The organism is Amycolatopsis sp. NPDC039088 (genome assembly GCF_055598845.1).
On the sequence record NZ_JBVKAE010000008.1, the window covers coordinates 1 to 20,610 of the forward strand.

Annotated in this window: 21 protein-coding genes and 1 pseudogene; 15 read left to right on the top strand and 7 right to left on the bottom strand. The window is 63.6% G+C overall.

Annotation, left to right across the window (positions count from 1 at the left end):
* Positions 1-689 precede the first annotated feature (689 nt).
* Both ACZ7KI_RS12165 and ACZ7KI_RS12170 read right to left on the bottom strand, forming a co-directional pair.
* On the bottom strand, positions 690-1,697 hold the full coding sequence (locus ACZ7KI_RS12165; RefSeq protein WP_470273186.1) for a hypothetical protein: 1,008 nt from the start codon (positions 1,695-1,697) through the stop codon (positions 690-692).
* A gap of 68 nt (positions 1,698-1,765) precedes the next feature.
* Positions 1,766-2,017 (bottom strand): hypothetical protein, encoded by a 252-nt coding sequence (locus tag ACZ7KI_RS12170; protein WP_470273187.1) that lies wholly within the window; start codon positions 2,015-2,017, stop codon positions 1,766-1,768.
* 460 nt (positions 2,018-2,477) lie between these two features.
* Here ACZ7KI_RS12170 and ACZ7KI_RS12175 point away from each other — a divergent pair, with 460 nt between their 5' ends.
* From ACZ7KI_RS12175 to ACZ7KI_RS12190, 4 genes and pseudogenes are all read left to right on the top strand, one after another.
* Entirely contained in the window at positions 2,478-2,870 is a 393-nt protein-coding gene (locus ACZ7KI_RS12175) for a hypothetical protein (protein ID WP_470273188.1), read from the top strand.
* Between the two features lie 156 nt (positions 2,871-3,026).
* The gene (locus ACZ7KI_RS12180) at positions 3,027-3,272 is read left to right on the top strand and encodes a hypothetical protein (protein ID WP_470273189.1); all 246 of its coding nucleotides are present in this window, start codon (positions 3,027-3,029) and stop codon (positions 3,270-3,272) included.
* Between the two features lie 199 nt (positions 3,273-3,471).
* Positions 3,472-3,995: pseudogene (locus ACZ7KI_RS12185) on the top strand (DUF3152 domain-containing protein).
* 479 nt (positions 3,996-4,474) lie between these two features.
* Positions 4,475-5,713: an SGNH/GDSL hydrolase family protein gene (locus tag ACZ7KI_RS12190; RefSeq protein WP_470273190.1), complete on the top strand. Its 1,239-nt coding sequence runs from the start codon at positions 4,475-4,477 to the stop codon at positions 5,711-5,713.
* 654 nt (positions 5,714-6,367) lie between these two features.
* On the opposite strand, the gene ACZ7KI_RS12195 is transcribed toward ACZ7KI_RS12190, so the two are convergent.
* Both ACZ7KI_RS12195 and ACZ7KI_RS12200 read right to left on the bottom strand, forming a co-directional pair.
* Positions 6,368-6,589, bottom strand: a complete 222-nt coding sequence (locus ACZ7KI_RS12195; RefSeq protein ID WP_470273191.1) for a transposase — start codon at positions 6,587-6,589, stop codon at positions 6,368-6,370.
* On the bottom strand, positions 6,590-7,459 hold the full coding sequence (locus ACZ7KI_RS12200) for an alpha/beta fold hydrolase (protein WP_470273192.1): 870 nt from the start codon (positions 7,457-7,459) through the stop codon (positions 6,590-6,592). It abuts the gene before it with no gap.
* An 80-nt stretch (positions 7,460-7,539) separates the two neighbouring features.
* On the opposite strand from ACZ7KI_RS12200, the gene ACZ7KI_RS12205 reads away from it, so the two are divergent.
* Positions 7,540-8,133 carry a TetR/AcrR family transcriptional regulator gene (locus ACZ7KI_RS12205; protein WP_470273193.1) on the top strand — a complete coding sequence of 198 codons (594 nt, stop codon included), beginning with the start codon at positions 7,540-7,542 and terminating at the stop codon, positions 8,131-8,133.
* Positions 8,134-8,173: 40 nt separating this feature from the next.
* On the opposite strand, the gene ACZ7KI_RS12210 is transcribed toward ACZ7KI_RS12205, so the two are convergent.
* Positions 8,174-8,521: a hypothetical protein gene (locus tag ACZ7KI_RS12210; protein ID WP_470273194.1), complete on the bottom strand. Its 348-nt coding sequence runs from the start codon at positions 8,519-8,521 to the stop codon at positions 8,174-8,176.
* 1,096 nt (positions 8,522-9,617) lie between these two features.
* Here ACZ7KI_RS12210 and ACZ7KI_RS12215 point away from each other — a divergent pair.
* From ACZ7KI_RS12215 to ACZ7KI_RS12250, 8 genes are all read left to right on the top strand, one after another.
* Positions 9,618-9,941: a class I SAM-dependent methyltransferase gene (locus ACZ7KI_RS12215; protein WP_470273195.1), complete on the top strand. Its 324-nt coding sequence runs from the start codon at positions 9,618-9,620 to the stop codon at positions 9,939-9,941.
* Positions 9,942-9,986: 45 nt separating this feature from the next.
* A complete protein-coding gene (locus ACZ7KI_RS12220; protein ID WP_470273196.1) occupies positions 9,987-10,580 on the top strand; it encodes a histone-like nucleoid-structuring protein Lsr2 in 594 nt (197 codons plus the stop codon).
* Between the two features lie 262 nt (positions 10,581-10,842).
* Positions 10,843-11,472 (top strand): DUF1707 SHOCT-like domain-containing protein, encoded by a 630-nt coding sequence (locus ACZ7KI_RS12225; RefSeq protein WP_470273197.1) that lies wholly within the window; start codon positions 10,843-10,845, stop codon positions 11,470-11,472.
* A 43-nt stretch (positions 11,473-11,515) separates the two neighbouring features.
* Positions 11,516-13,174 carry an FAD-dependent oxidoreductase gene (locus ACZ7KI_RS12230; protein ID WP_470273198.1) on the top strand — a complete coding sequence of 553 codons (1,659 nt, stop codon included), beginning with the start codon at positions 11,516-11,518 and terminating at the stop codon, positions 13,172-13,174.
* Positions 13,175-13,675: 501 nt separating this feature from the next.
* A complete protein-coding gene (locus ACZ7KI_RS12235) occupies positions 13,676-14,125 on the top strand; it encodes a hypothetical protein (RefSeq protein ID WP_470273199.1) in 450 nt (149 codons plus the stop codon).
* Positions 14,126-14,160: 35 nt separating this feature from the next.
* Positions 14,161-14,667 (top strand): SitI3 family protein, encoded by a 507-nt coding sequence (locus tag ACZ7KI_RS12240; RefSeq protein ID WP_470273200.1) that lies wholly within the window; start codon positions 14,161-14,163, stop codon positions 14,665-14,667.
* Positions 14,668-14,738: 71 nt separating this feature from the next.
* The gene (locus ACZ7KI_RS12245; protein WP_470273428.1) at positions 14,739-15,239 is read left to right on the top strand and encodes a GNAT family N-acetyltransferase; all 501 of its coding nucleotides are present in this window, start codon (positions 14,739-14,741) and stop codon (positions 15,237-15,239) included.
* 500 nt (positions 15,240-15,739) lie between these two features.
* Positions 15,740-17,056, top strand: a complete 1,317-nt coding sequence (locus tag ACZ7KI_RS12250) for a helix-turn-helix transcriptional regulator (protein ID WP_470273201.1) — start codon at positions 15,740-15,742, stop codon at positions 17,054-17,056.
* Between the two features lie 16 nt (positions 17,057-17,072).
* Here ACZ7KI_RS12250 and ACZ7KI_RS12255 read toward each other — a convergent pair whose 3' ends face one another.
* Positions 17,073-17,549, bottom strand: a complete 477-nt coding sequence (locus ACZ7KI_RS12255; protein ID WP_470273202.1) for a DoxX family protein — start codon at positions 17,547-17,549, stop codon at positions 17,073-17,075.
* A gap of 241 nt (positions 17,550-17,790) precedes the next feature.
* Between ACZ7KI_RS12255 and ACZ7KI_RS12260 the strand changes: the two genes are divergently transcribed.
* The gene (locus ACZ7KI_RS12260; protein WP_470273203.1) at positions 17,791-18,381 is read left to right on the top strand and encodes a flavodoxin family protein; all 591 of its coding nucleotides are present in this window, start codon (positions 17,791-17,793) and stop codon (positions 18,379-18,381) included.
* Positions 18,382-18,445: 64 nt separating this feature from the next.
* Here the strand turns inward: ACZ7KI_RS12260 and ACZ7KI_RS12265 are convergent, their stop codons facing one another.
* Positions 18,446-19,639, bottom strand: a complete 1,194-nt coding sequence (locus tag ACZ7KI_RS12265) for a vanadium-dependent haloperoxidase (protein ID WP_470273429.1) — start codon at positions 19,637-19,639, stop codon at positions 18,446-18,448.
* A 355-nt stretch (positions 19,640-19,994) separates the two neighbouring features.
* Between ACZ7KI_RS12265 and ACZ7KI_RS12270 the strand changes: the two genes are divergently transcribed.
* Positions 19,995-20,483: a hypothetical protein gene (locus tag ACZ7KI_RS12270; RefSeq protein ID WP_470273204.1), complete on the top strand. Its 489-nt coding sequence runs from the start codon at positions 19,995-19,997 to the stop codon at positions 20,481-20,483.
* Positions 20,484-20,610 lie beyond the last annotated feature (127 nt).

Here is a 20,610-nt window from a genome sequence, read left to right on the forward strand (position 1 = left end):
AAACCGCCCCCCCCACCAACCAAAGAAAACCCCCCCCTTTGTCTGGGGGGGGGGGGGGGGGTGGGGGAAAAAAAAAAAACCCCCCCCCACGACCCCCTCGCGAAACCCCGCAACTCGCCCAAATCGGGCACATTTGTCTCGAAAAGTGTCCCTTATGGACAGTCCGGAGCCAGGTGAGGCCCCTTTGCGTGAACCCGCTCCCGCCGTGTCCACCACGACACGTTCGCCTTGACCCGCGCTAGCAATGGAGCCGACCAGCACTTATGCGACTTTGCCGGAACCCTGGCCTTCAGGGTAGGGAAGGGGACCTTCACGTCAGCGAGGCGATCACGCCATGTTTGCCTTACCTCTCAATAACCTATGGGCGGGATGGAAGCGTGGACCTGGCCGCGACGTTCATCGCACAGCGCTACTGATCTTCTGGTCCGGGCAGTGATTTCGGACTGATGGTCGATGTCGTACAGGAGGTGCGTTCACCTAGACCAGGCCGCGGCCCGGCGATGCCCTGTGACTCGGACGGCACAACCAGCGCGGGGGCGCGCCGGCTGGTCGGCCAGATCGCGGGTGTCGACGACCGTGCTCGGGAGCTTCTGGGTCGCGTGGTTGTCCGGTCGGGAAAGCCCTGGGCTGTGATGCCGGGCGGTCTCTTGAACATGGCAACGTTGAAGTGATCCCCGAAGGCTCCCTGACTAGCCAGGAGAGCAGGTGCCGATGCAGCGTACGGCGATGCTCGTTCGCATCTCGTTGCCTGAGCCGGAAATCAGGCCGGTGATGAGTTTGTCGAGGTTTTCGCGGACGCCGCATCCGGTAAATGGGGGAATTTCGAAATCGCTTTTCATCGCAGTTGGCGGCGCTGCTTTATCCAGGCCGATCAGCCCCTTGGTCTTGACTATGACCGGGCTTTCCGTTTTGCAGCCGGCCCCTACGTCCAAGACCTTGCCGTCGACCTTGGTGTCACTCACTCGAATGCTCAGCCGAAGAGTGAGGTCCGCGATCACCGACATGTACTTCTTCCCGTCCGGAAAGGGTCTCGACGCCACCTCGCCCGCGTCTCCGGGGTTCTTCAGCAACTGGCCGCCCTGGTCGCCGTCCGCTGTCAGTTCCACAGTGCTGGTCGTCGGCATGAAACCGAATGCCACGAAATAGGCGTCTTTCGTAGGAGGTAGTGTGATGGTGCCCGAGAGAGTCTTTTTCACGGCGTCGACGGCACCGTCGTAGCGCCCTTCTCCGGTAGCAATTTCCGAACGGAGCTTGGCTATGCGGGAAACCGTGTCCCGGACGTGGTACGACGCCGTCAAGCCGGCCGCCGCGGCGGCAACCTCGGCTGAGGAGACTGGATTGTTCACTTCGGCCTGTCTTGGCAGGGCGGAGGCCGAGCTCAGTGAAAAGGCGCCGAGGGTCAGAACCGCGCCGACGACGAGTGCTTGGATGGGGCGTCGGCTCACGAGGGGCATGGGAATCGAATCCTTTGCGTCCGCTTGCGCGATTAGCGTGATCGCGCTTCGGTCGCACCGTACCTGGACCGGTTTCCGGTAGCAAGGAAAGGGTTCGTGAGCCCCTTCGAGTGCCGAGGAAATTGTCACCGTGGCCGGTGATTGCGGCGTTTCGACTGTCGCGGCGGTGATAGGTGTGTCGGATCGCTGAATATTTCCTTGGAAGGTTTCAAAGAGCGGTGCGACCCGCTGGCGGATATCCATCGACTGGTGAGTGCCGGCCGTGGGGTGAAACGGACGGCACTCACCACTGTCGTGTCGGGAGCCCTGTCTTAATCCGCGTACAGCACCCATGGGTCGATCATGTAGTTCTCCTGGACGCACTTGTAGTGGGTCCACCACCCCTTGACGAAGCCGGCGGCGCCACTCACCTCGCAGTGTGCCTTGCTGGGGTGCCTGGAGATCATGACGCCGGCGGTGCTCTGCGGAGCGGGGGATCCGGACTCGGCCGACGCGAATGCCGGCGCCGCGGACAGGAGCGCCGCTGCCGTCGCAACGGTCAGAATGGCTGAAATACGTTTCATCTCTACCTCGCGATGTCGATGGACTGTGGAGCCGGATGCTAACGGATGATTTGGCTGAGGAATAAAGTGGCCCAAAGCTTCTTTTCGGTTTCATTTCACTGGCTCAATCTTGCGTTTTCGAAGTCGCGGTGAAGCTGAATTGAATCCGGTCCGCGGTGAGATGAGCGCTGATTCCGGTGCTTGCCGGGCATGATCTGCCGGGCAGTGCACTTGGCGGTGCCAGATCACGGAGGGCTCGTGGAGATGTCGGTCGCGCAGGACTCGTTACCGCGGTCGTCGGAGTCGGCGTGCCCGGCAAAGCACTGCGAAGGACTTGGACAGCCTTCGTCGCCTGCAACATACATAACCTTTCATGTATTCCTGGCAGGCCCGGCCGGTCGTCGCCGGTGGTGAAGCCGGACAGAAACAGGGAGTGGCTAGCGTGCGGCGGGCACGAGTCGGTTAGCAGAAGAGGTGTCGGATGTCCTTGTCCAAGAAATTAAGGGGGGCTGCTGCCGGTGCGGCCGCCTTCGGTATGGCGGCGGTTGCATCGGTCGCGCTTGCCGGTCCCGCGCAGGCCGGAATGAGGTCGTGCGACAACCTGGTGTGCATCGGAATCGACGGCAGCGGCCTCCGGGTCAACTCCGTCACCGCGTCCTTGACCTCCAACAGCCGGTTCTTCGGTCACTTCCACATCTACGGCGGTGGGCTGGAGAAGAACACGCAGACCGACAGTTGGGGGCACCCGGCCAGCTACAAATTGGCGGTCAACCGCAACCTGCCCAATCGGTCCGTGGTCTGCGTCGAAGGCTGGTCGCACGTCAACGGCCGCCTGGACCTCGTCGGTCGGGCGTGCGGGGAAATCAAGTTCTAGGCAGTCAGTAGCTGAGCCGTCGTTCGATGGTGAAGCGAGGCGTGTGGGCGGCCTCCACGGCCGTCCACACGCTTGTCGGAGATTCCGTGCCTGACCGTGGTCTGTCGGCGCGGCCAGGCCACGACGGCAACCGGCCATCCAGCAGAGGAACAAGGCATGGGGGATGAGGCCCGGCGGTCTCGGTACTCGGTATCTGTTCGCCGTACGCCACGCTCCCAGCCCCTCGTCGCGTCATGGAGGCCGTATGAGTCCGGAGCCGCCGGGGGCAAAGGCGAATTCGGCCGGTTCGTGAAGACCTACGGCTGGCGCGTGTACGCGGTGCCGATCCTCGCGGTGATCACCGCCCTGGTCGTCTTCGACACCGCGACCGCCCCGCAGAGCCGATCGTCCCCGGCGGGATAACTCTCGCGGCGTCCGAGGATTCCCCAGGTACGCAGGTCGACGGAGGGAGCGATACTCTCCCGGAGAACCCTGCCAAACCGATCGATCTGAAAATCCCGACCGCGGACCTGCCCAAGGGCGGCACCTACACCGAGTCCGGCCAGGGCACCTACCACGCTGTCCAGGGGAGTGGACCGAAGGTCGGCACAGGAAGAACGCGATGCGGCGAGTGGACGCGAGCTTCCCGAATCCGTCCTTCCGCGTCAGTCTCACCACGCCCGGCACGGCGCGCCGTGCCGACGTCTGCGGCTTCCAGATCGCGTACGAGACTTCGTGCTACAGGTCGAGCTTCGACAAGCGTGTGGTCATCAATCTCGCCCGGTGGGTGCGGGGGCGATGGCGTTCGAGGGTGACATGACCGGGTATCGCCAGTACGCGATCAACCACGAGGTCGGTCACGCCCTGGGCTGGCAACACGTGGGCTGCCTGGACAACGGCGCTATCGCGCCCGTCATGATGCAGCAGACCTTCGGCGTCTCCAACGATTTCGTCGCGCGGCTGAACGACCTGCCCGGCGGGGACCGGGGCAGGGCAAGGTGCCGGCCGACGGCAAAGTCTGCAAGCCGGGCTCCTGGCCCAGCCCGGCCCCCTAGGTGTATTGATCTGGGGGGTCGGGGAGTGGTAGGGGAGGGTGCGTTTGTGGCTGGATCCCGGCGTTGGCGAGTGGTGTCGCGCCAGAGATGACATTTGCAGCAATATCCGTCGGTCAGCACTCGCTGGACGGTTATTCCGTTGCGGGTGAAGGTCTGGGCTCGTTACCAGAACGCGGGCGGACGTGGTCGTCAACGGCGTTGTGCAGGTAGCTGGGCCCGATGCGGGGTTTCCCGTGCTGCTATCGGGCGGTGAGGGTGGCTTGGGAGTCGTCTTGGACGAAGCCGGGATCTGGGTAACCCGTACGCCGCTTGATCACTGGCGACGACTGTTGCCCATCACCTCACCCTTGCCCTTCGGGGCGGTCGTGGACGTCGGTTTGAGCGGAGCCCGGCTCGTCCAGATAGCGATGTGCGGAATAGTATCCGCAAGCTATTTCTGATCGCAAATTTCTATGTGCGGGATGCGTTCGGGCTTGCGTACCGTCGCCCGGGGAATTGATCAACTGAAGGGAAAGCCCAAGTGAAGGTGCACGGTATGGGGCGTCGCGATTGTTGAGACTACGTCGGTCTGTGGCGGCAACGCTGCTCATCCTTCTCTGTCAGGCCAGTCCAGCTGTGGCGGAAGACGACACCGGCGTCCGATGGACCGGCGCGTGGTCGGCAGCTGTGCAACCACCCGCCGCAGACCCGTGGATGAAACCAAACTGGTCGCTGGCCGGATTCGGCAACCACACGGTGCGCCAGGTGATTCGGGTCAGCACGGGTGGCGCGGCGGTCCGAGTGCGACTGTCGAACCAGTACGGCACGATGCCGTTGCGATTGAGCGGGGCGACCATCGCTAAGGCAGGCGCTGCCGGCGCGGTGCGGCCTGGCACGGTACGACCCTTGAGGTTCCAACATGCACTTTCGGCCGTGGTGCCGGTCGGCCAGGAATTGAGCAGTGACCCGGCATCGCTGATGACCTCGTCGTTGGAACGGTTGACGGTGACACTGTATTTCGACGTTCCTACCGGCCCGGCGACGTTTCACGCGCTGGCATTGACCCCGACCTATCGCGCGGTGGGGGATCACCGATTCGACACTGGAGCCACCGCGTTCGCCGAAACCACCTCGTCCTGGTATTACCTCGCCGGTGTGGACGTAGCGGGCTGGCCACCGCGGCGTTCCACCGTGGTGGCCTTCGGTGACTCGATCACCGACGGGGTTGCCTCCACCGAGAACGCCGACCGTCGATACACGGATCTGCTGGCCGAACGATTGGCGGCCACCAGGCGGCCGACGGGAGTGCTCAACGCCGGGATCAGTGGCAATCATCTGCTACGGAACTCGTTGTGCGGTGGCGATGCCGCGGCGTCCCGGTTCCAAAGGGATGTGCTGGATCAGCCAAGTGTCAGGACAGTGATCGTGCTGGAAGGGATCAATGACATCGTTTCGGACATGCAGGATAGTGAGTGTTATCCGAAGAGCGCACCGGTCACCGCACCGCAGCTGATCGAAGCGCACCGGGCGCTGATCCGCGCGGCGCACGCCCGCCAGGTCCGGGTGGTCGGCGGGACCATCCTGCCATACAAGGGAAATGTCTACTACTACAGCGAACGTGGTGAAGCGGTCCGGATGGCGGTCAACCACTGGATACGGTCGAGTGGCGAGTATGACGCGGTCGTCGACTTCGACAAAGCCATCGCGGACCCCATCGACCCCAGCAGGCTGCGTCCCGAATATGACGGTGGCGACCACATGCATCCCAGTGACGTCGGCATGCGGGTCATGGCCGACGCGATCGATCGGTACATGCTCTACGGGTACTGATCCGGGAACGCGAGCTATCTAAGGTCCTCCGGGCTAGCTAGGCGCTGTCCTGTAAGTCATCGAAGCCAGAGGAAGATGGCGGCGATGGTGAGTTCGGCGTGGTAGTAGGCGGCGCGTTTGGCGTAGCGGGGTGGCCAGGTCGCGGAACTGTATGAGTTGGTTGAAGCACCGTTCGACGATGTTGCGCCGCTTGTAGACCTCGGCATCGAAGGCCGGTGGTCGCCCGCCGCGGGAGCCTTGGCTGCGCGGCGGGCGATCTGGTCACCGCGTCCGGGGCTGACGAAGCTGATCCTCCTTTCCCGGATAGCCTGACGGGGTGAAGGGATGCAAGTAGACCTTGTCCGCGATTACCGCCTCCGGCCGTGACCGGGGACGGCCCGCGCCTGAGCGAGCGACGCTGATGCCATCGACCAACGGAACCAGCTGCGGGTTGTCTCCGGCTTGCCCGGGTGTGAGCAAAAAGCCGCATCGGCAGCCCTCGTCCGTCAACCAGGAGATGGATTTTGGTAGTCAGCCCGCCGCGGGATCGCCCGAGTCCTTCCCCTTCGACGGCGAGGGTTTCGATGTCGTTGCTGAATCCCCTTTTTCCGGGCCCCGGCGGAATGCTGATGCACCCGGACCACGCTGGAGCCGATACTCACGACCCAGTCGACCTCACCACGGCGTCGTCTTTGACGATGACGTGGGCGAGGATCTTCTCCCAGGTGCCGTCCTGGTCCACAACCGCAGCCGTTCATGCGCGGTCTTCCACAGTCCGTAGCATTCAGGCAGGTCACGCCACGGGGCACCGGTCCGCAGCTTCCACAGGACCGTGTCGATCACCTGCCGATGCTCAGCGGGGCCGGCGGATCGCCCCGTTTGGTGAACGCGGTCCACTCACTTCTCGAGAAATCGCAAGATCAGCTTGTTGACCTCGTCGGGCTGCTCGATCAAGGGGAAGTGGCCGACGCCGGGCAGCAGGACGCCGTCCGAGCCCGGTGCGAGCATGTTCACGATGTCGATCAGGTCCTGCTCCCCGACGATGGGGTCTTCGCTGCCGTGCAGATAGAGCGTCGGCTGACTCGGCAGATTCGCCAGGAGGGCGCCCATCTCCCATTTCTCCGTTCCGAACGTCTGAGGATCGAAGTTGTCCCGGTAGAGCGCCAGCGCGGACCGCAGGTTTTCCGGGTTTCGCAGACTGTCCTTGCCCGCGTTGCGGTCCTGAGTGGAGTCGAAGCCGGGCACGGAGCCTGTCCAGTGGTCCCAAAGCCAGTCCAGGTAAGCGAAATCGTCGGCAGCGACGATCTGGTCCGCCATTGCCATCTGGAAAAAATAGAAGTGGCTGTTCTTGTGGATCTGCCCGGGATCGGCCGCTTTGCGTGCGTAGATCGCGAGCGGTGGGATGTCGAGTACGACGGCCTGCGACCACCTGTCGGGCGAGTGGGCAGCGGCACCCCATGTGGCGAAGGCACCCCAATCGTGGCCGATGATCACCGAGTCCCCATCGCCGCCAAGGGCATCGTGCAGCGCGTTGGCGTCCGCGATCAGGTTCTCCAGTGACATTCCGTCGTTAGGTACCTGAGTCGGTGCGAAGCCGCGCAGGTTGGGCGCGACCACGCGGTAACCGACGGCGGCGAGCGCGGGCATGAGATGACGGAAGACGCCGCCGGTCTCGGGGAATCCGTGCAAGCAGAGCACGAGTGGTCCAGAGCCTTCTTCGATGTACGAGAACTCCAGGCCGTTGGCCTTGATGCGGCGTTCGTGCATGTTACATCCCGTCATTGGACTGACCGATCTATTTAGGGAGCGTAGCGTGAGTGGATCGATCGGTCTAGTACTATGTCCTGATGGCAGCCAGCGCGGGAGCACCTCTTGAAGGAACGCGAAGCAAGCTCGTGCGGACGACATCGCGTCTGATGCAGCGCCAGGGGTATCAGGCCACCGGTGTCAAGCAGATCACGCGCGAAGCCGGCGTCTCGCATGGTTCGATGTATCACTTCTTTCCTGGAGGCAAGGACGAACTCGCCGTCGCCGCGGTGCGCCACGCGGAGGCGGAGTTCGCCGAAATGCTCGAGACCGCCTTGGTGGCGCTCCCAGACCCAGCCGACGCGATCGAGCTGGTCACCGCCCGGCTGGGCGAGTATTTGCAGTGCTCCGAATGGACGGACGGTTGTCCGATCACGGCTACTGCCCTGGAAACCGCGGGCCGGGTCCCCGAGATCGAGAAGGCCGTGTCTGCGGCCTTCTCGACCTGGCGCGAGCTGATTGCGGTCAAGCTGATCGGCGCCGGCTTCGCGGAAGGATCCGCCGTCGATCTGGCGTGGACGGTGATCAACACGTTGGAGGGCGCCGAGCTCGCCGCCCAAGTGGAACGAAGTATCGAACCTCTCCGGCTCGCCGGACGGCATCTGCGATTGCTGGTCGACGCGTGTCGTCCTTGATAGAGGCGACCTCTGTGAACACCTCGAGCTGCTTTGGCTGTCAGACAGGGGCGAGAGGTGAAGTCCTCTCTGAGTGACGACGCCCACCCTCGCTCAATTCGGCGAACAGCGTGTCGGCCGCGGCGAGCAGTGACCGCTCTGGCAGAGAGTGGGCGAGGCCGATGTCGGCGACACTTCGCCATACATGGCGAGCCATCGTGCGCCAGAGCAACTGACTCAGCTCAAGGCTCTCCTTGCTCTGGCTCTTCGAGAGCCTGATGTCGCCGTCCGGCTCCGTGTGGGAGTAAAGGGCGGCCAGGCATCGGCGTACCGCCGAATGCACGAACGAAATCGCCCAGTCGTGATTCTCCGGCGTGATCACGCCGCTCTCTTCCAATGATGCGCGCATCTGAGACATCGTCTTGCGCGCCACTCTCGTGCAAAGATTCTCGAATGCCTTCAGTTCCTCTGGTGGTGACGTATGGGATGAACTCTCGTCATTTGGTCTTCTCTCTCCCACTGGAGCCGCCTCTGAGAGTCGAACGATAGAAGTGTTGACATACCACTCTCAACGCTAAGGACGTGTGGGTCCTGAGTCAAACAACCGGCAGTGCATGAGAACGGTGAGCAGTGGGACGCAGTCGATCGTCCTGGGTTCGCTCGGCGAATGCGGTGCGAGGCGGTCGTCACGCAGGATCATCAAATAGGTGCATGGCGTGCACGACGATGGTGACTCGGTGACGCGAACCTCGGGCATCGTAGCCTTGATGGGTGACGTGTTCGATGTGATGCGTAGAGAGTGACGCGGGGCCTTTACCGCGTCGGCGGATGTCGCGGCAATGACCGGTTATTGAGGGGTAAGGCAAACATGGCGTGATCGCCTCGCTGACGTGAAGGCCTCCTTCCCTACCCTGAAGGTAGCGAAGTAGACCTTCGCGGACTGGTCGCAATCAAGGACGCCCCACTGAGACAGTGGGGCGTCCTTGACTGTCCACAGGGAACACCATTGGACGATTTCATGTCCGATTGATGCCTATATTTACGGTTTCGAAGGGGGTCGTGAGTGTTAATTAGGGTTAGAACCCTACTTCGCACTCACGACCCGCTCGCGAAACCACGCATACCGCCCAAGTTGGACACTTACCCGTGCAAATAGGGTCCTTTGTGGACAGACCAGTCGCCGTCCCCGCTTCCGTCAGCCGGTCCGGACCCACGCCGGGGCACGCCACGTTTGGGTTACCTCTCAAATAAGTTCATGTAACGACGGTTCCGCCGCTGGGGTGATTTTCCCTGACAAGTCCGTTACAGGAAAGGCTGACAACAATAGAGATGAGATGCTAATTCTGGCCCGGTGAACCCGTGGCCGTGTGTGCGCGGCATGCTCACGTGGCGAGGACGCATGACTATTGCCGGAATCCGCATCGGTCCTGATCCCGCTCGTCATTCGAAGGAAGCAGTGCGCGTCACCCACTCGAACTGTCTGCGATGGGAGCGGGCGCGTAGGGGTGATCATCGGGGCTCGGCTGGCCGGACAGAGCACAGTGACCTTGCGTCGTCACGACGTGGTTCGTGACGAGCCACCGTCCGGCGCCTTCGATTTGATCCATGCCCGGCTTGTACTGATGCATCTGCCCGAGCGACATCTAGTCCTCGATCGGCTCAGTGCAAGCCTGAGGCCGGGTGGCATGCTGATCATCGAAGACTTCGATTGCGAAGAAGTTCCTGTGCTCGCCGCGCCGGACCAAGAGGCGGTCGCGGTGTTCGAATCGGTCCACGCTGCGTTTCTCGGGTTGCCGCGCTCCCGGAGAGCCGGCCTGGCTTGGGGGTGAGCGCTTCCCGGTGCGCACAGGCTCCGTCCGCGTTGGGGAGACCCGGTGATCGAAGCGGTTTCGAACGATGACATGGTCCCGCCAGGAAACATGTCGAGTGTGCTGTCTTCGCATACCATGACAAAACCTGCTGGTTTGAGCTACAAGGTGGCCAGGAGTGGATCGGTATCGCTTGATGCGGTCGAAGTTATCGATAGGGTCGCTACGGCCTACTACGTTGGGATTGTCGGGTTACTGCTGAAAGGGCTCGGGATGGCTCAGAAAATTCTGGTCGAGGTTGTCGACGACCTGGATGGTGAACAAGCAACGCAGACAGTGCCCTTCGCGCTCGACGGTGTGCGCTATGAAATCGATCTGTCCAAGGACAACGCCAAAACGATGCGAGCCGTGCTCTTCCCCTATGTCCGCGCGGCCACCCGCGTCGGTGGTCGGACGGTCCGGCTGGCAACCGGGCAAGCCGACGGGCGTGACGATGTCGTGAAAATGGCGGTACGAGGGCGTAGCCGGCTCGTGCGAGCTTGGGCTGCCGAGAATGGCTATGCCGTCTCTGAGCGTGGGCGCCTTCCGATGAACGTCTTGAGGGCCTTCAGCGCCGCGTCAGCCGACCAGCGACACACTGTGGAGAAGGCGGATGACTGAACTCGATGGCGGCGGCGATCGACCGTGGCCGTAGTCAATAGGAGTTAATTCACAACGGAGAAGTGGTAGGGCATCGTTCATTCCCGTGCACGCCCAGGGCTTCGACGGAACCATTTTTGTGTTCTTCATGAGTCCTTCGAGCCCGTCGACCAGCACGGTCGTCATAGTGCGACGACTGTGAAGGACTTGAAACGGAGAAATCGTCGGATGGGTTCCACAATGACCGGCCTGAGCGGTCGATGCTCACTCTATAGTCGTGGTCATGTCTGAACTGGAGCGATCGGCGATGCGGGTGGCCGATTCCGACCGCGAACGAGTGGCGCAACAGCTCTACGAAGCCATGGGTGCAGGACGGCTCAGCACCGGCGAGCTTGAAAGCAGACTCGATCTCGTCTACTCGGCGAAGACCTTCGCCGACTTCGAGTCGGCCGTCGCGGATCTCCCGGCCACATCGTCCGTTCAGTCGGGACATCGGGCTCACCGCGAGTACGGGCCGAGGACGTCGGTCGCGGTCATGTCCGGTATGACGCGGCGGCTCGACGGCGTGGTGCTGGCGGAACACGACAGCAAGGCCTTCTGGGGCAGCGTCCGCCTCGACCTGCGACAGGTCGAGTTCGCCGATGGTGTCTGCACGATCAATGCCGTCGCGATCATGGGCGGGATCAAGATCGTGGTTCCTGACGACATCGTGGTGGATGTCCGCGGTGTCGGGTTGATGGGCGGCTTCGGTGGCGGACGGGGGACGGCAAGGCGGCAAGCGATGGCCGGGGCACCGGTCCTGCACGTCACAGGATTCGCCTGGTGGGGATCGGTGAAGGTGATCCGCAAACCCCGCGAGCGCAAACTGGAGAGCCGGCCCGCGCACCGGTCGTCTCGTAGGGCACGCCGATGAGTCTCTGTTCGCCGTCGATGGTGGCCCAAAGGTGTGTCGGGCCGTGACAGCGACGGACTACGACGTCGTGGTGATCGGTTCCGGATTCGGCGGCAGCGTCGCCGCGCTCAGGCTGACAGAAAAGGGATATCGCGTCGCGGTACTCGAGGCGGGGCGCCGCTTCGCCGACGAGGACTTCGCGAGGTCGTCTTGGAACCTACGGCGCTACCTTTGGGCACCCAGGTTCGGCTGCTTCGGCATCCAGCGTATCCATCTGCTCAAGAACGTCATGATTCTCGCCGGAGCCGGGGTCGGCGGCGGATCACTGGTCTACGCGAACACGTTGTACCGGCCATCATCTCGGTTCTATCAGGACCGGCAGTGGGCTCACATCACCGACTGGGAGGCCGAGCTCGCTCCGCATTACGACGAGGCGAGCCGGATGCTCGGTGTGGTGACCAACCCGACGATCACCCCCGCCGACGAGGTGATCCAGGAGGTCGCCGCGGATATGGGGGTGGCAGAAACCTTCCGCCCCACGCCGGTGGGCGTCTTCCTCGGAATGCCCGGCCGTACTGTCCCGGACCCGTATTTCGGCGGCGCCGGCCCGGCACGGACGGGATGCACGGAGTGCGGCTCGTGCATGACCGGTTGCCGTGTCGGCGCGAAGAACACGCTCGTCAAGAACTACTTGTACCTGGCGGAGAAAGCTGGGGCGACCATCGTCCCGTTGACCACGGTCACCGGGCTCGAGGAGTGCGCGGACGGTTCCTTCGTCGTCTCCGCCCGGCAAACCAATGGGGTGATGCGGCGACGGATCACCGCGGACAAGGTGGTGCTTGCCGCTGGTACGTGGGGGACCCAGAAGCTCCTGCATTCCCTGCGTGACAAGGGTGCGTTGCCGAACCTCTCGCCACGTCTCGGCGAACTGACCCGCACGAATTCGGAAGCCATCATCGGCTCGGCACGGCCGAAGCCCGATCCTCAGCGGGACTTTTCCCGCGGATTGGCCATCACCTCGTCGTTCCATCCCGACGAAACCACCCACATCGAGCCAGTCCGGTATGGCAAGGGCAGCAACGCGATCGGACTGCTGCAGACCGTCGCCACCGACGGAGACGACCCGGCGCCACGATGGTGGCAGTTCGTCCGCCAGGTCCTGCGACACCCGGTCAGGGTCGCGAAGGTCGCTCATGCCCACCGGTGGAGTGAACGAACCTTGATCCTCCTGGTGATGCAGAGTCTCGACAATTCGATCACCACCTACACCACCAGGCGTAGGTTCGGACGCCGTAAATTCACCTCCAGGCAAGGGCACGGCGAACCGAACCCGGCGTTCATCCCTGCCGGTTACCAGGCGAACCAACGGGTCGCAGCCCGGATCGGTGGAGTCGCCGGTGGCACGTGGGGTGAGCTTTTCGGAGTACCTCTCACCGCGCATTTCATCGGCGGAGTCGTGATCGGCGACAATCCCGAGAGCGGCGTCATCGACCCGTATCATCGTGTCTTCGGTCATCCGAGCCTGTCGGTCGTCGATGGATCCGCGATCAGCGCCAATCTCGGCGTAAATCCGTCGCTCACCATCACCGCGCAAGCCGAGCGAGCCTTCTCATGCTGGCCGAACAACGGTGCTCCTGACCCGCGGCCGGCGCAGAACGAGGCGTATCGCCGAATCGAACCCATCCCGCCGACCGGTCCATCAGCGCGTTCGGTTGCTCCCTGAAGAAGCCCGCCGAGTGTGATCCTTTCGCTGGCCGGCCTCACGTCATCGACATTCCGATCAATCAATGCATTAGAAAGATGCTAAACATCGATCGGTTGCCTTGTCGGGGTGGGTTACGCTCGGGAACGGGTTGACTCGATCCAGATGACATGCAGCCGCGCGTCGCGATCTTGGACGACGTCGCTGGCAGGGCGCGCAAGACTCACTCCGCGTCCATGCTCCACGGCCCGGATCAGCTCCTCGGAGGACAGTCCCGCACGGGAGTGGAACCATGCCGATGGCAGTCGGAAGACAGTCGTGGCGATCGCTGGTTCAGCGCATGATGGTGCCTCGACGAACGTCCTTCGAATGCAGGGATGTGCATCGTTCGAAAGGGGAATCGCATCGTCGAATCATTGCCCTTCCGAAGGTGCCAGGCGAGCCTGAGCTACGAAGATGCGCTTGGAGCGTCACGCAGGCCCGTCCGGCCGACGTCGGCGCCAGATCAGGAGGATCCCCGCGATGAACCGGACACAAGCAGAACTGGACGCCGTCCGCGCGTCCGGTGTCGTTCTGGCGGGAAAGTGGGCTGCTCTCTGGTGCGGTGACTACGAACTGGCCGACGAGATTCTCGCGCCGGACTTCCGGATTCACTTCGCGGCTTCGGTTCCCGGCGCCGACACCGCGTGCGGCCCCGGAGAATTCGTCGCCTTCGTCCTCAAGCCGTGGCGTCGTGTCCGGCCTGGGGTGGTAGTCGCGCTCGAGGATGTCCCGATGGTCGACGGGGAAGGCGATCTGGTGGGCATCCGATGGCTGATGACACATGACGCCGACCCGGCGGGTAAAAGCGGCATCGACCAGTTGAAACTCCGCCATCATCGGATTTCCCGGGTGTGGTCGGCGTCGGGGCCCCGTGCCTTCCGGAATTCCCCTGGCGAAATCCGGGATCGCGGCGCACTGTCGGCGATCTGATGGCTCATTCGTCGCAACGTCGGTAAGGACATGGAGTGGCCATTTCGTACAGTCTTGACCTGGCGACCCCTCTGTCGGCCTCGAAGGTCGCGCTCGCTCTCAGGGAATGCGCGGCGGCGCTGGACATGCTCGGGGGCGACTCGTCGGCGGATCAACTGCTGGAAGAGGGTGTCGTGACCCCGCAGGGCACTTGGATGAGAGCGGGTGGACGGATCGAGCAGAGCCGTGGAAGAGCTTGGGATCTCCTCGTGGACGGGCTCGTTTTCGATCCGACGGCGTGGGTCTATTTCCGTCTCCGCAAACCCGGCGCCGCCAGCGACGATCTGGCGACGCAGCAAGACCATATGATCCGGTTGACGCTGGGGCTGCTCGACGTGGCTCCCGGTGACGCGGTACTGCATTTCGACTACGAGACAGTCTGGCTCGTCCGGCGCGACGGGGTGCTGAGTTTGAGTGATCGCGAGGATTTGTGGACACTCCGCCGTCTGGCCATGGTGAGGCCTCCATATCGGCGAGGAAAACATTGGTACACATGGGAATGAGACCGCCGAGCACGTGTGCTGGTCGAATCCGGGCGGCAGCCAGGTATGAATGAACGGAGTCGGACGTGAGTATCGAGTTACGCGGGGAGAGCGTCGTGCTTGCTCCGGTGACCGAAGAACACGTTCCAGAGTTGCGGCGGATCGTCTCAACCGCCGAAGTCAAAAAGCGCTGGGGGAGCGTGGACGACTCGCCCACCTGGCCGTTCGACGAACCCGGCGTGGTGTGTTTCGTCGTTCTCGAAGACACCGAGATCCGTGGCCTCGTGCAGTACGGGGAGGAGACCGACCCGATGTACCGGCACGCGTCGGTCGACATCTTCCTCGACCCGGCGGCACACGGCCGCGGGCTCGGCACGGACACGGTCCGTACACTGGTTCGCCATCTCGTGCGGGACCGCGGTCATCACCGTCTGGTCATCGATCCCGCCGCGGACAACGACGCCGCGATCCGCTGCTACAAGGCGGCCGGTTTCCGGGAGGTCGGGATCATGCGCCGGTACGAGCGCGACGCCGAGGACGACGGTTGGCACGACGGCCTGCTGATGGACTTGCTCGCCGAAGACCTGGCATAGCCGGTGGAGCGTCGCCTCCACCGGCTGCCGGTATCGCGTCGTGCGAAGGTCCGTTACGCAGCACCGCGAGTCCGTCGGGGCAGGTACTGGGAATGATCGATAGTTTGATTCCGCTTTCCTGCGACCGTGCACATCGCGGCATGGCCTCGTCCAAGGGAACTCTGTCCGTGCTCTTCATGCGAGGGAGGTATGCAATCAATCGGGTACTTTCTTCCTTGGTCGGATGGCCTCCGTTTGGCGGTGATACTGGATCGGTTATGGAGATACCGGATTTCTCATGGCCGCGCTCTTGTTTGTCGGGCGACGGCCGAGGACGATGACGGCATTGTCCGATACAGAAGGGGTAGTGATGCGCAGTCGGGATTGGTGACGTCACGTCCACAGGTCGCACGCCTGAGCGGGGCGGCGCCGCAATGGTGCCGCCCCGCGCGCGTCCGTACCGGTCATTGTTCGTTTCCTCGGGTTCCCGCCGAGCGCGACTTGGTGAAAATTGTCTGAACATGGCTATATCTGACTGGACCGACCCACGGCGAGCTCTGCGTGCGGCCAATACCCTGCTGGCAGCACCGTTACCCGAAATACTCGAGCGTTTTTCGGATGTTCTGTCGGAACTCGTCGTGCACCGCGCGGTGGTGATGATGACCGGAGACTGCGCCCGGTCGCCGTTGATGAGCCACGGGACCGCCGAGGGAGCCGGCGGGATCACGAGCGCCGAGATGGCGTCACTGGCCCGGCGAGTCGATGTGGGCGTCCCTTGGCTCGGCGAGGCCCGGCTCGGCGGTGTTTCCCGCACGGTATTGGCCTCGGCGTCAGCGCCACCTGGCTCGGCGGGCGCGTTGCTGGCGGTGCTCCTCGAGGCCGGTGTGTTCCCGGCGCCCGACGAGCGGGATATGACACAACTGCTCTGGGATCTCGTGACCGCGCGCATCGTGAGGTTGCTCCCTGAAGCCGTTCCGGTCCAGATGGCGGACAGGTGGGCGGTCGCTGATGAGCGAGCGAAGGCGACCGCCGAAGTCGCCGACGTCCAAGCCGCGACACTGACCGCCCTGCTGATCACTCTGCGCTCGAAGACCCTGGACGACACCGCGGCCCGGCGAGCGGCGACCGACAGCACGGTGTCGGCGCTCTTGGAGCTGCGCACGAGCATGGACCACGCCACCCACGACGAAACCGCGGAGGCGGCCTTCGCCAGGCTCGCGGACACCTTGAGCACGCTGACTCGTTACAGCGATGTGGAACTCGACCTCTCGGGCCCGGAGGGAGCAGGGCGATCTCTGCCGGCCGACGTCGCCAAGGTCGCGAGAGCAACCGTCCGGGACACAGTGGTCACCATGCTCGAACAGGGAAAGGTCAGCAGGCTCAGGGTCGCCTGGAAGCTCGACGACGCCATGCTTCGGCTCGTCATACGAGACAACGGTGCCGGCGAGATGTCCACGGAAGCGCTTTCCATGCACCGCATCGCCTCAAGGCTCCTCTCGATCGAGGGAACGCTGGAATTCGACTCGTCGCCGAACTGGGGCACCACCGTCAGCGTGAGCATCCCGCTGAGCCCGCCGGAGCTGCTTGACGCCACCCTGCTGAGCTCGCTCAATCCCCGAGAGCTCGACGTGCTCGAACAGCTCACTTATGGTCGTCGCAACCGTGAGATCGCTTCGCGGCTGCATATCAGCGAGCACACGGTCAAATTCCACGTCGCCAACATCTTCGGCAAACTCGGCGTGCACTCCCGTGGCGAGGCCGCGGCCGTGGCCAGGGAGGCCGGGCTGCCCGGCGTCCTCACCCTGACGCGTTTCCCCGGGGGAACCGCGGCAAGATGAGGACTTCGTCACCAAGTCACACGAGGCTTGAGCCGGCCACCTTCACCTCGGGCTCGTGCCGGTTCCCGGCGAGCAGGTGATCGATGCTGTAGCGGCCCGGGCCGGTCACGATCAACGTGAGCGAGATGGCCGCGAGGATCATCACGTATTCGAAGCCACCCTTCGAGGAGAAGAGGCCGTTCTGTGCGTGTACGAACACCCATGCGCCCAGCATGATCACGGAGATCGCGATCGCGGAAAGCCGGGTCAGGAGTCCCAGCGCGAGCAGGATGCCGCCGACGAGCTCGCCGAAGACGGTGAACGGTCCAGCGAGTGCCGGCAGAGGGATTCCGGCTGCTTGCTGGGCTTCGATGGCGCCACTCACACCTTGGGAACTGAATGTGTTCCATCCGTGGGCGACGAACACGACGGCGGCCGCCAGCCGCAGGATGAGGAACGCCGAGTCGGTGAGACGTGCCGGGGCATTAGCCGTGAGCAGGCCGCGCAGAGACATGGTTGCCTTCCGGTGGGGAATCGGGATGGACTTCTCGCGATCATTCCGTGCGGCCGGGCGGCCCGCATCGGACGATGTAGCTGGTTTTCCTGGTCGAATGGCTAGTTTCCGGGGTAGGCCGGTACCAAGTGGGGTCCTGGTCGCCCTTCAGCTAGGTGGAAACACTCGAACGACTGGGTGGTACAAGTAATTCAGCTCGTCAGACTGGCATCCGAATTCGTCTGATCGAAAGGATGCATGAATGTCGGAAAACTCGGTGAGTATCGTCATCGCTTACCACAGCGGGTTCGGGCATACGGCGCGATTGGCTGGGGCCGTATCCGAAGGGGCGGCGGCGTTCCCGGACACGAGTACCTCCTTGGTCCCGGTCGGCTCCATCACCGAAGACCAGTGGACTGTCCTGGACCTGGCTGACGCGATGATCTTCGGGTCGCCGACGTATATGGGCTCGGCAAGCCCGATTTTCCATGCCTTCGCCTACGACACGGGCAAGCGGTGGAGGACCCAGGCTTGGGAAGGGAAACTCGCGGCCGGGTTCACCAATTCCGGCGCCAAAGGCGGCGACAAACTCCATACTCTGCAGTATTTCGCATTGCTGGCGGCGCAACATGGGATGAACTGGGTGAACCTCGGCCTCCCGCCGGGATGGAACGCCGGCACGGCCTCGGAAAACGACTTGAACCGGCTCGGTGTGTGGCTCGGCGCCGCGGCGCAGTCCAATGTCGACGAAGGGCCGGAGCAGGTGCACAAGTCCGATCTGCTCACCGCGGCACACCTCGGCAGGCGGGTCGCCGAACAGGCTCATGTGGTCCGCCGCGGCCGGTCGGGTTGAAGCGGATACCTGGCTGGGCGGTGCATCGAGGCGCCGCCCAGCCAGGTGGATGGCTAGTGCCGTGTTACGAAAGCAGCCGCTCGAACCCGGCCAACGTGTTGGAGGCCACGCGGCCCCCGAGGCCGGCCCCGACGTTGTCGGAGTGACGGAAGTGGATGCCGGACCAGACACGTGCGTCGATGTTGTCCCGAGTCAACTCGCACCATGCTCTGTAGGTCTTTACGATCGAAGGCGCTGTCGGACTGGTGAGCTGGAATTCGCGGGCGGCGATCGGTCCGCGCAGCACGGTAAGGATCCGCTCGGCCGAACCCGCGTAGCTGGAGTGCCCGCTCGGATATTCCGGGAAGGCAGGAGTGACGTGCAAGGGCGTCCACTCCGGGGCACTACCGGACCGCAACGCGGTGACAGGACGCCAGAAGAGATAGGCGTACTTGGCGTCAGAGACGGCGATCTCGGTGTCGACCGCGGCCACGTGGAAGGTCGCGACCAGCCGAGCCCGGTCGGGGGGTGAGCCTTTCGATTCGGCGAGGGCGGCCCTCAGCACGCCGGTGAATCCCAGTACCGAGGACTGGTACCAGAACGCCGCCGTGTCGGTCTGTGCTCGCGTCCTTACCTCGCTGTCGACGGCGCCCACGCGCGCGACCTCCGCGAGGTCTTGGCGGTAGAGAACGGAGTCGAGTGCCGGCGGTGGTCCAGGGCGGAACTGGCTCGCACTATCGAGCAGGAAAGGCCGCGCCTTGCGGAAACCCGCCTGTCTGGCTTCGCGGAACCCGGGTGGTGTCGGCTGCCAGACACCGGGTCCTGGTGCAGGAGTCGGGAACGGCGCGTTCATCGAAACGGGGTCGAGGCCGTCGTTCTCGCGTTCGGAGAGCACCTTGATCGCCTGCGCGCGGCCTGCTTCGACTCCGCATCGAGTGCCCGGTCCATCCGGGAGCCGCTGGAGGGTTTCGGTCAACCGGGCGTCGAGGCGTTCGGCGTGCTCGGGGGCGAGCCGGCGCAGCGACGTGTGGACGGCAGACGCCACGGCCGCTTCGGCGAACGGGCTCGGGCACCGCGTTTCGCGGGCTGCTCTCGCGGCACCGAGCCAGGTCACGGCCCAGTTCCTGCTCTGGGTGACGTAGGGGTCGGGGTGGGGCGCCAAGGCCTCGGCGGTGGCGTCGAACCATTCGATGGTGACGTTGGTAGCGCGGACTCCGGCGGTCGCCGTTCCCGTGGTCGCCACCAGACCGGTCAGTACCGCCGCGAAGATCGTTTTCATTCGCACGCGTCGAGGCTAACTCAATAGCGGCCAGCTTTCCGGGAATCTTGGAACGTGGTCGAGCGGACCGCTCGAAGAAATGGCTTCCATGCGTAATCGGGTGCCATTGATGCACTATTGTCTATCCTCCGAGTGTCTCCCGCTCGCGGGGACAAGTTTCGATGTCGACCGGCTTTTTGCTGGAAGACGCGGCTCTGGGGCCGATCGGCCAAGGTGAACCGGGGCTTGGTGCCGGGCGTTGGCGAAGCAACGCGTACCCGGGCCTCAAAGGCGAAATTCTCCATACTCCAGTTGGCAAGTAACAAACTTCGATATCGTCGCGTTGACTATCGACAAGATCGACTCGGGAGTTGGGATGAAGATTCGCAAGGCAATACTTGTCACCGCCGCCGCCGTGATGGCGTCGGCGTTGGCACCGACAGTCGCGCAGGCTGACGAAAGGGCCGAGACCTGTCAGACGTACACCAAGCGTTACTTCCTCGGTTCGGGCAGCACCATCACCCTTCGCGTCGCTTATGTGGACGCGGCGCTGAAACTCTGTTTCGACGATGCGGGTGTCAGCTCGGCCGTGCCGACGCAGACCGTCGGCACGACGGGGCCGGGCGCGGCGAGCGGCTGGGAGATCACGGCCGGTCCGGCCATTGTGGAGGACCAGCGGCCCCGGCACGTCAAGGCGAAGTACAGCGGATCGCTGCGCAATTGCATCGTTCAGATCAACCCGATCTGTTCACCCGCGGCGCCATATGAGATCTATGCCGAGTACGCGCCGCCCGAGATCGGGCCTGCCGCCCCGTTCTTCACCCACGGTCCGGACGGCGATGTCCACTATTACGAGGACGCCTGACCTTTGAGAAAGGCCGGTGGGGACGAAAAAAGGAGGAGGGTGGGTGGACCAGAAGAGGGGAGGAGGGGTTCCCGAACAAAGGGGGTAGGGAAGAAAAAGTGGGTAGACAACGAGGCGGGGAGTCCCA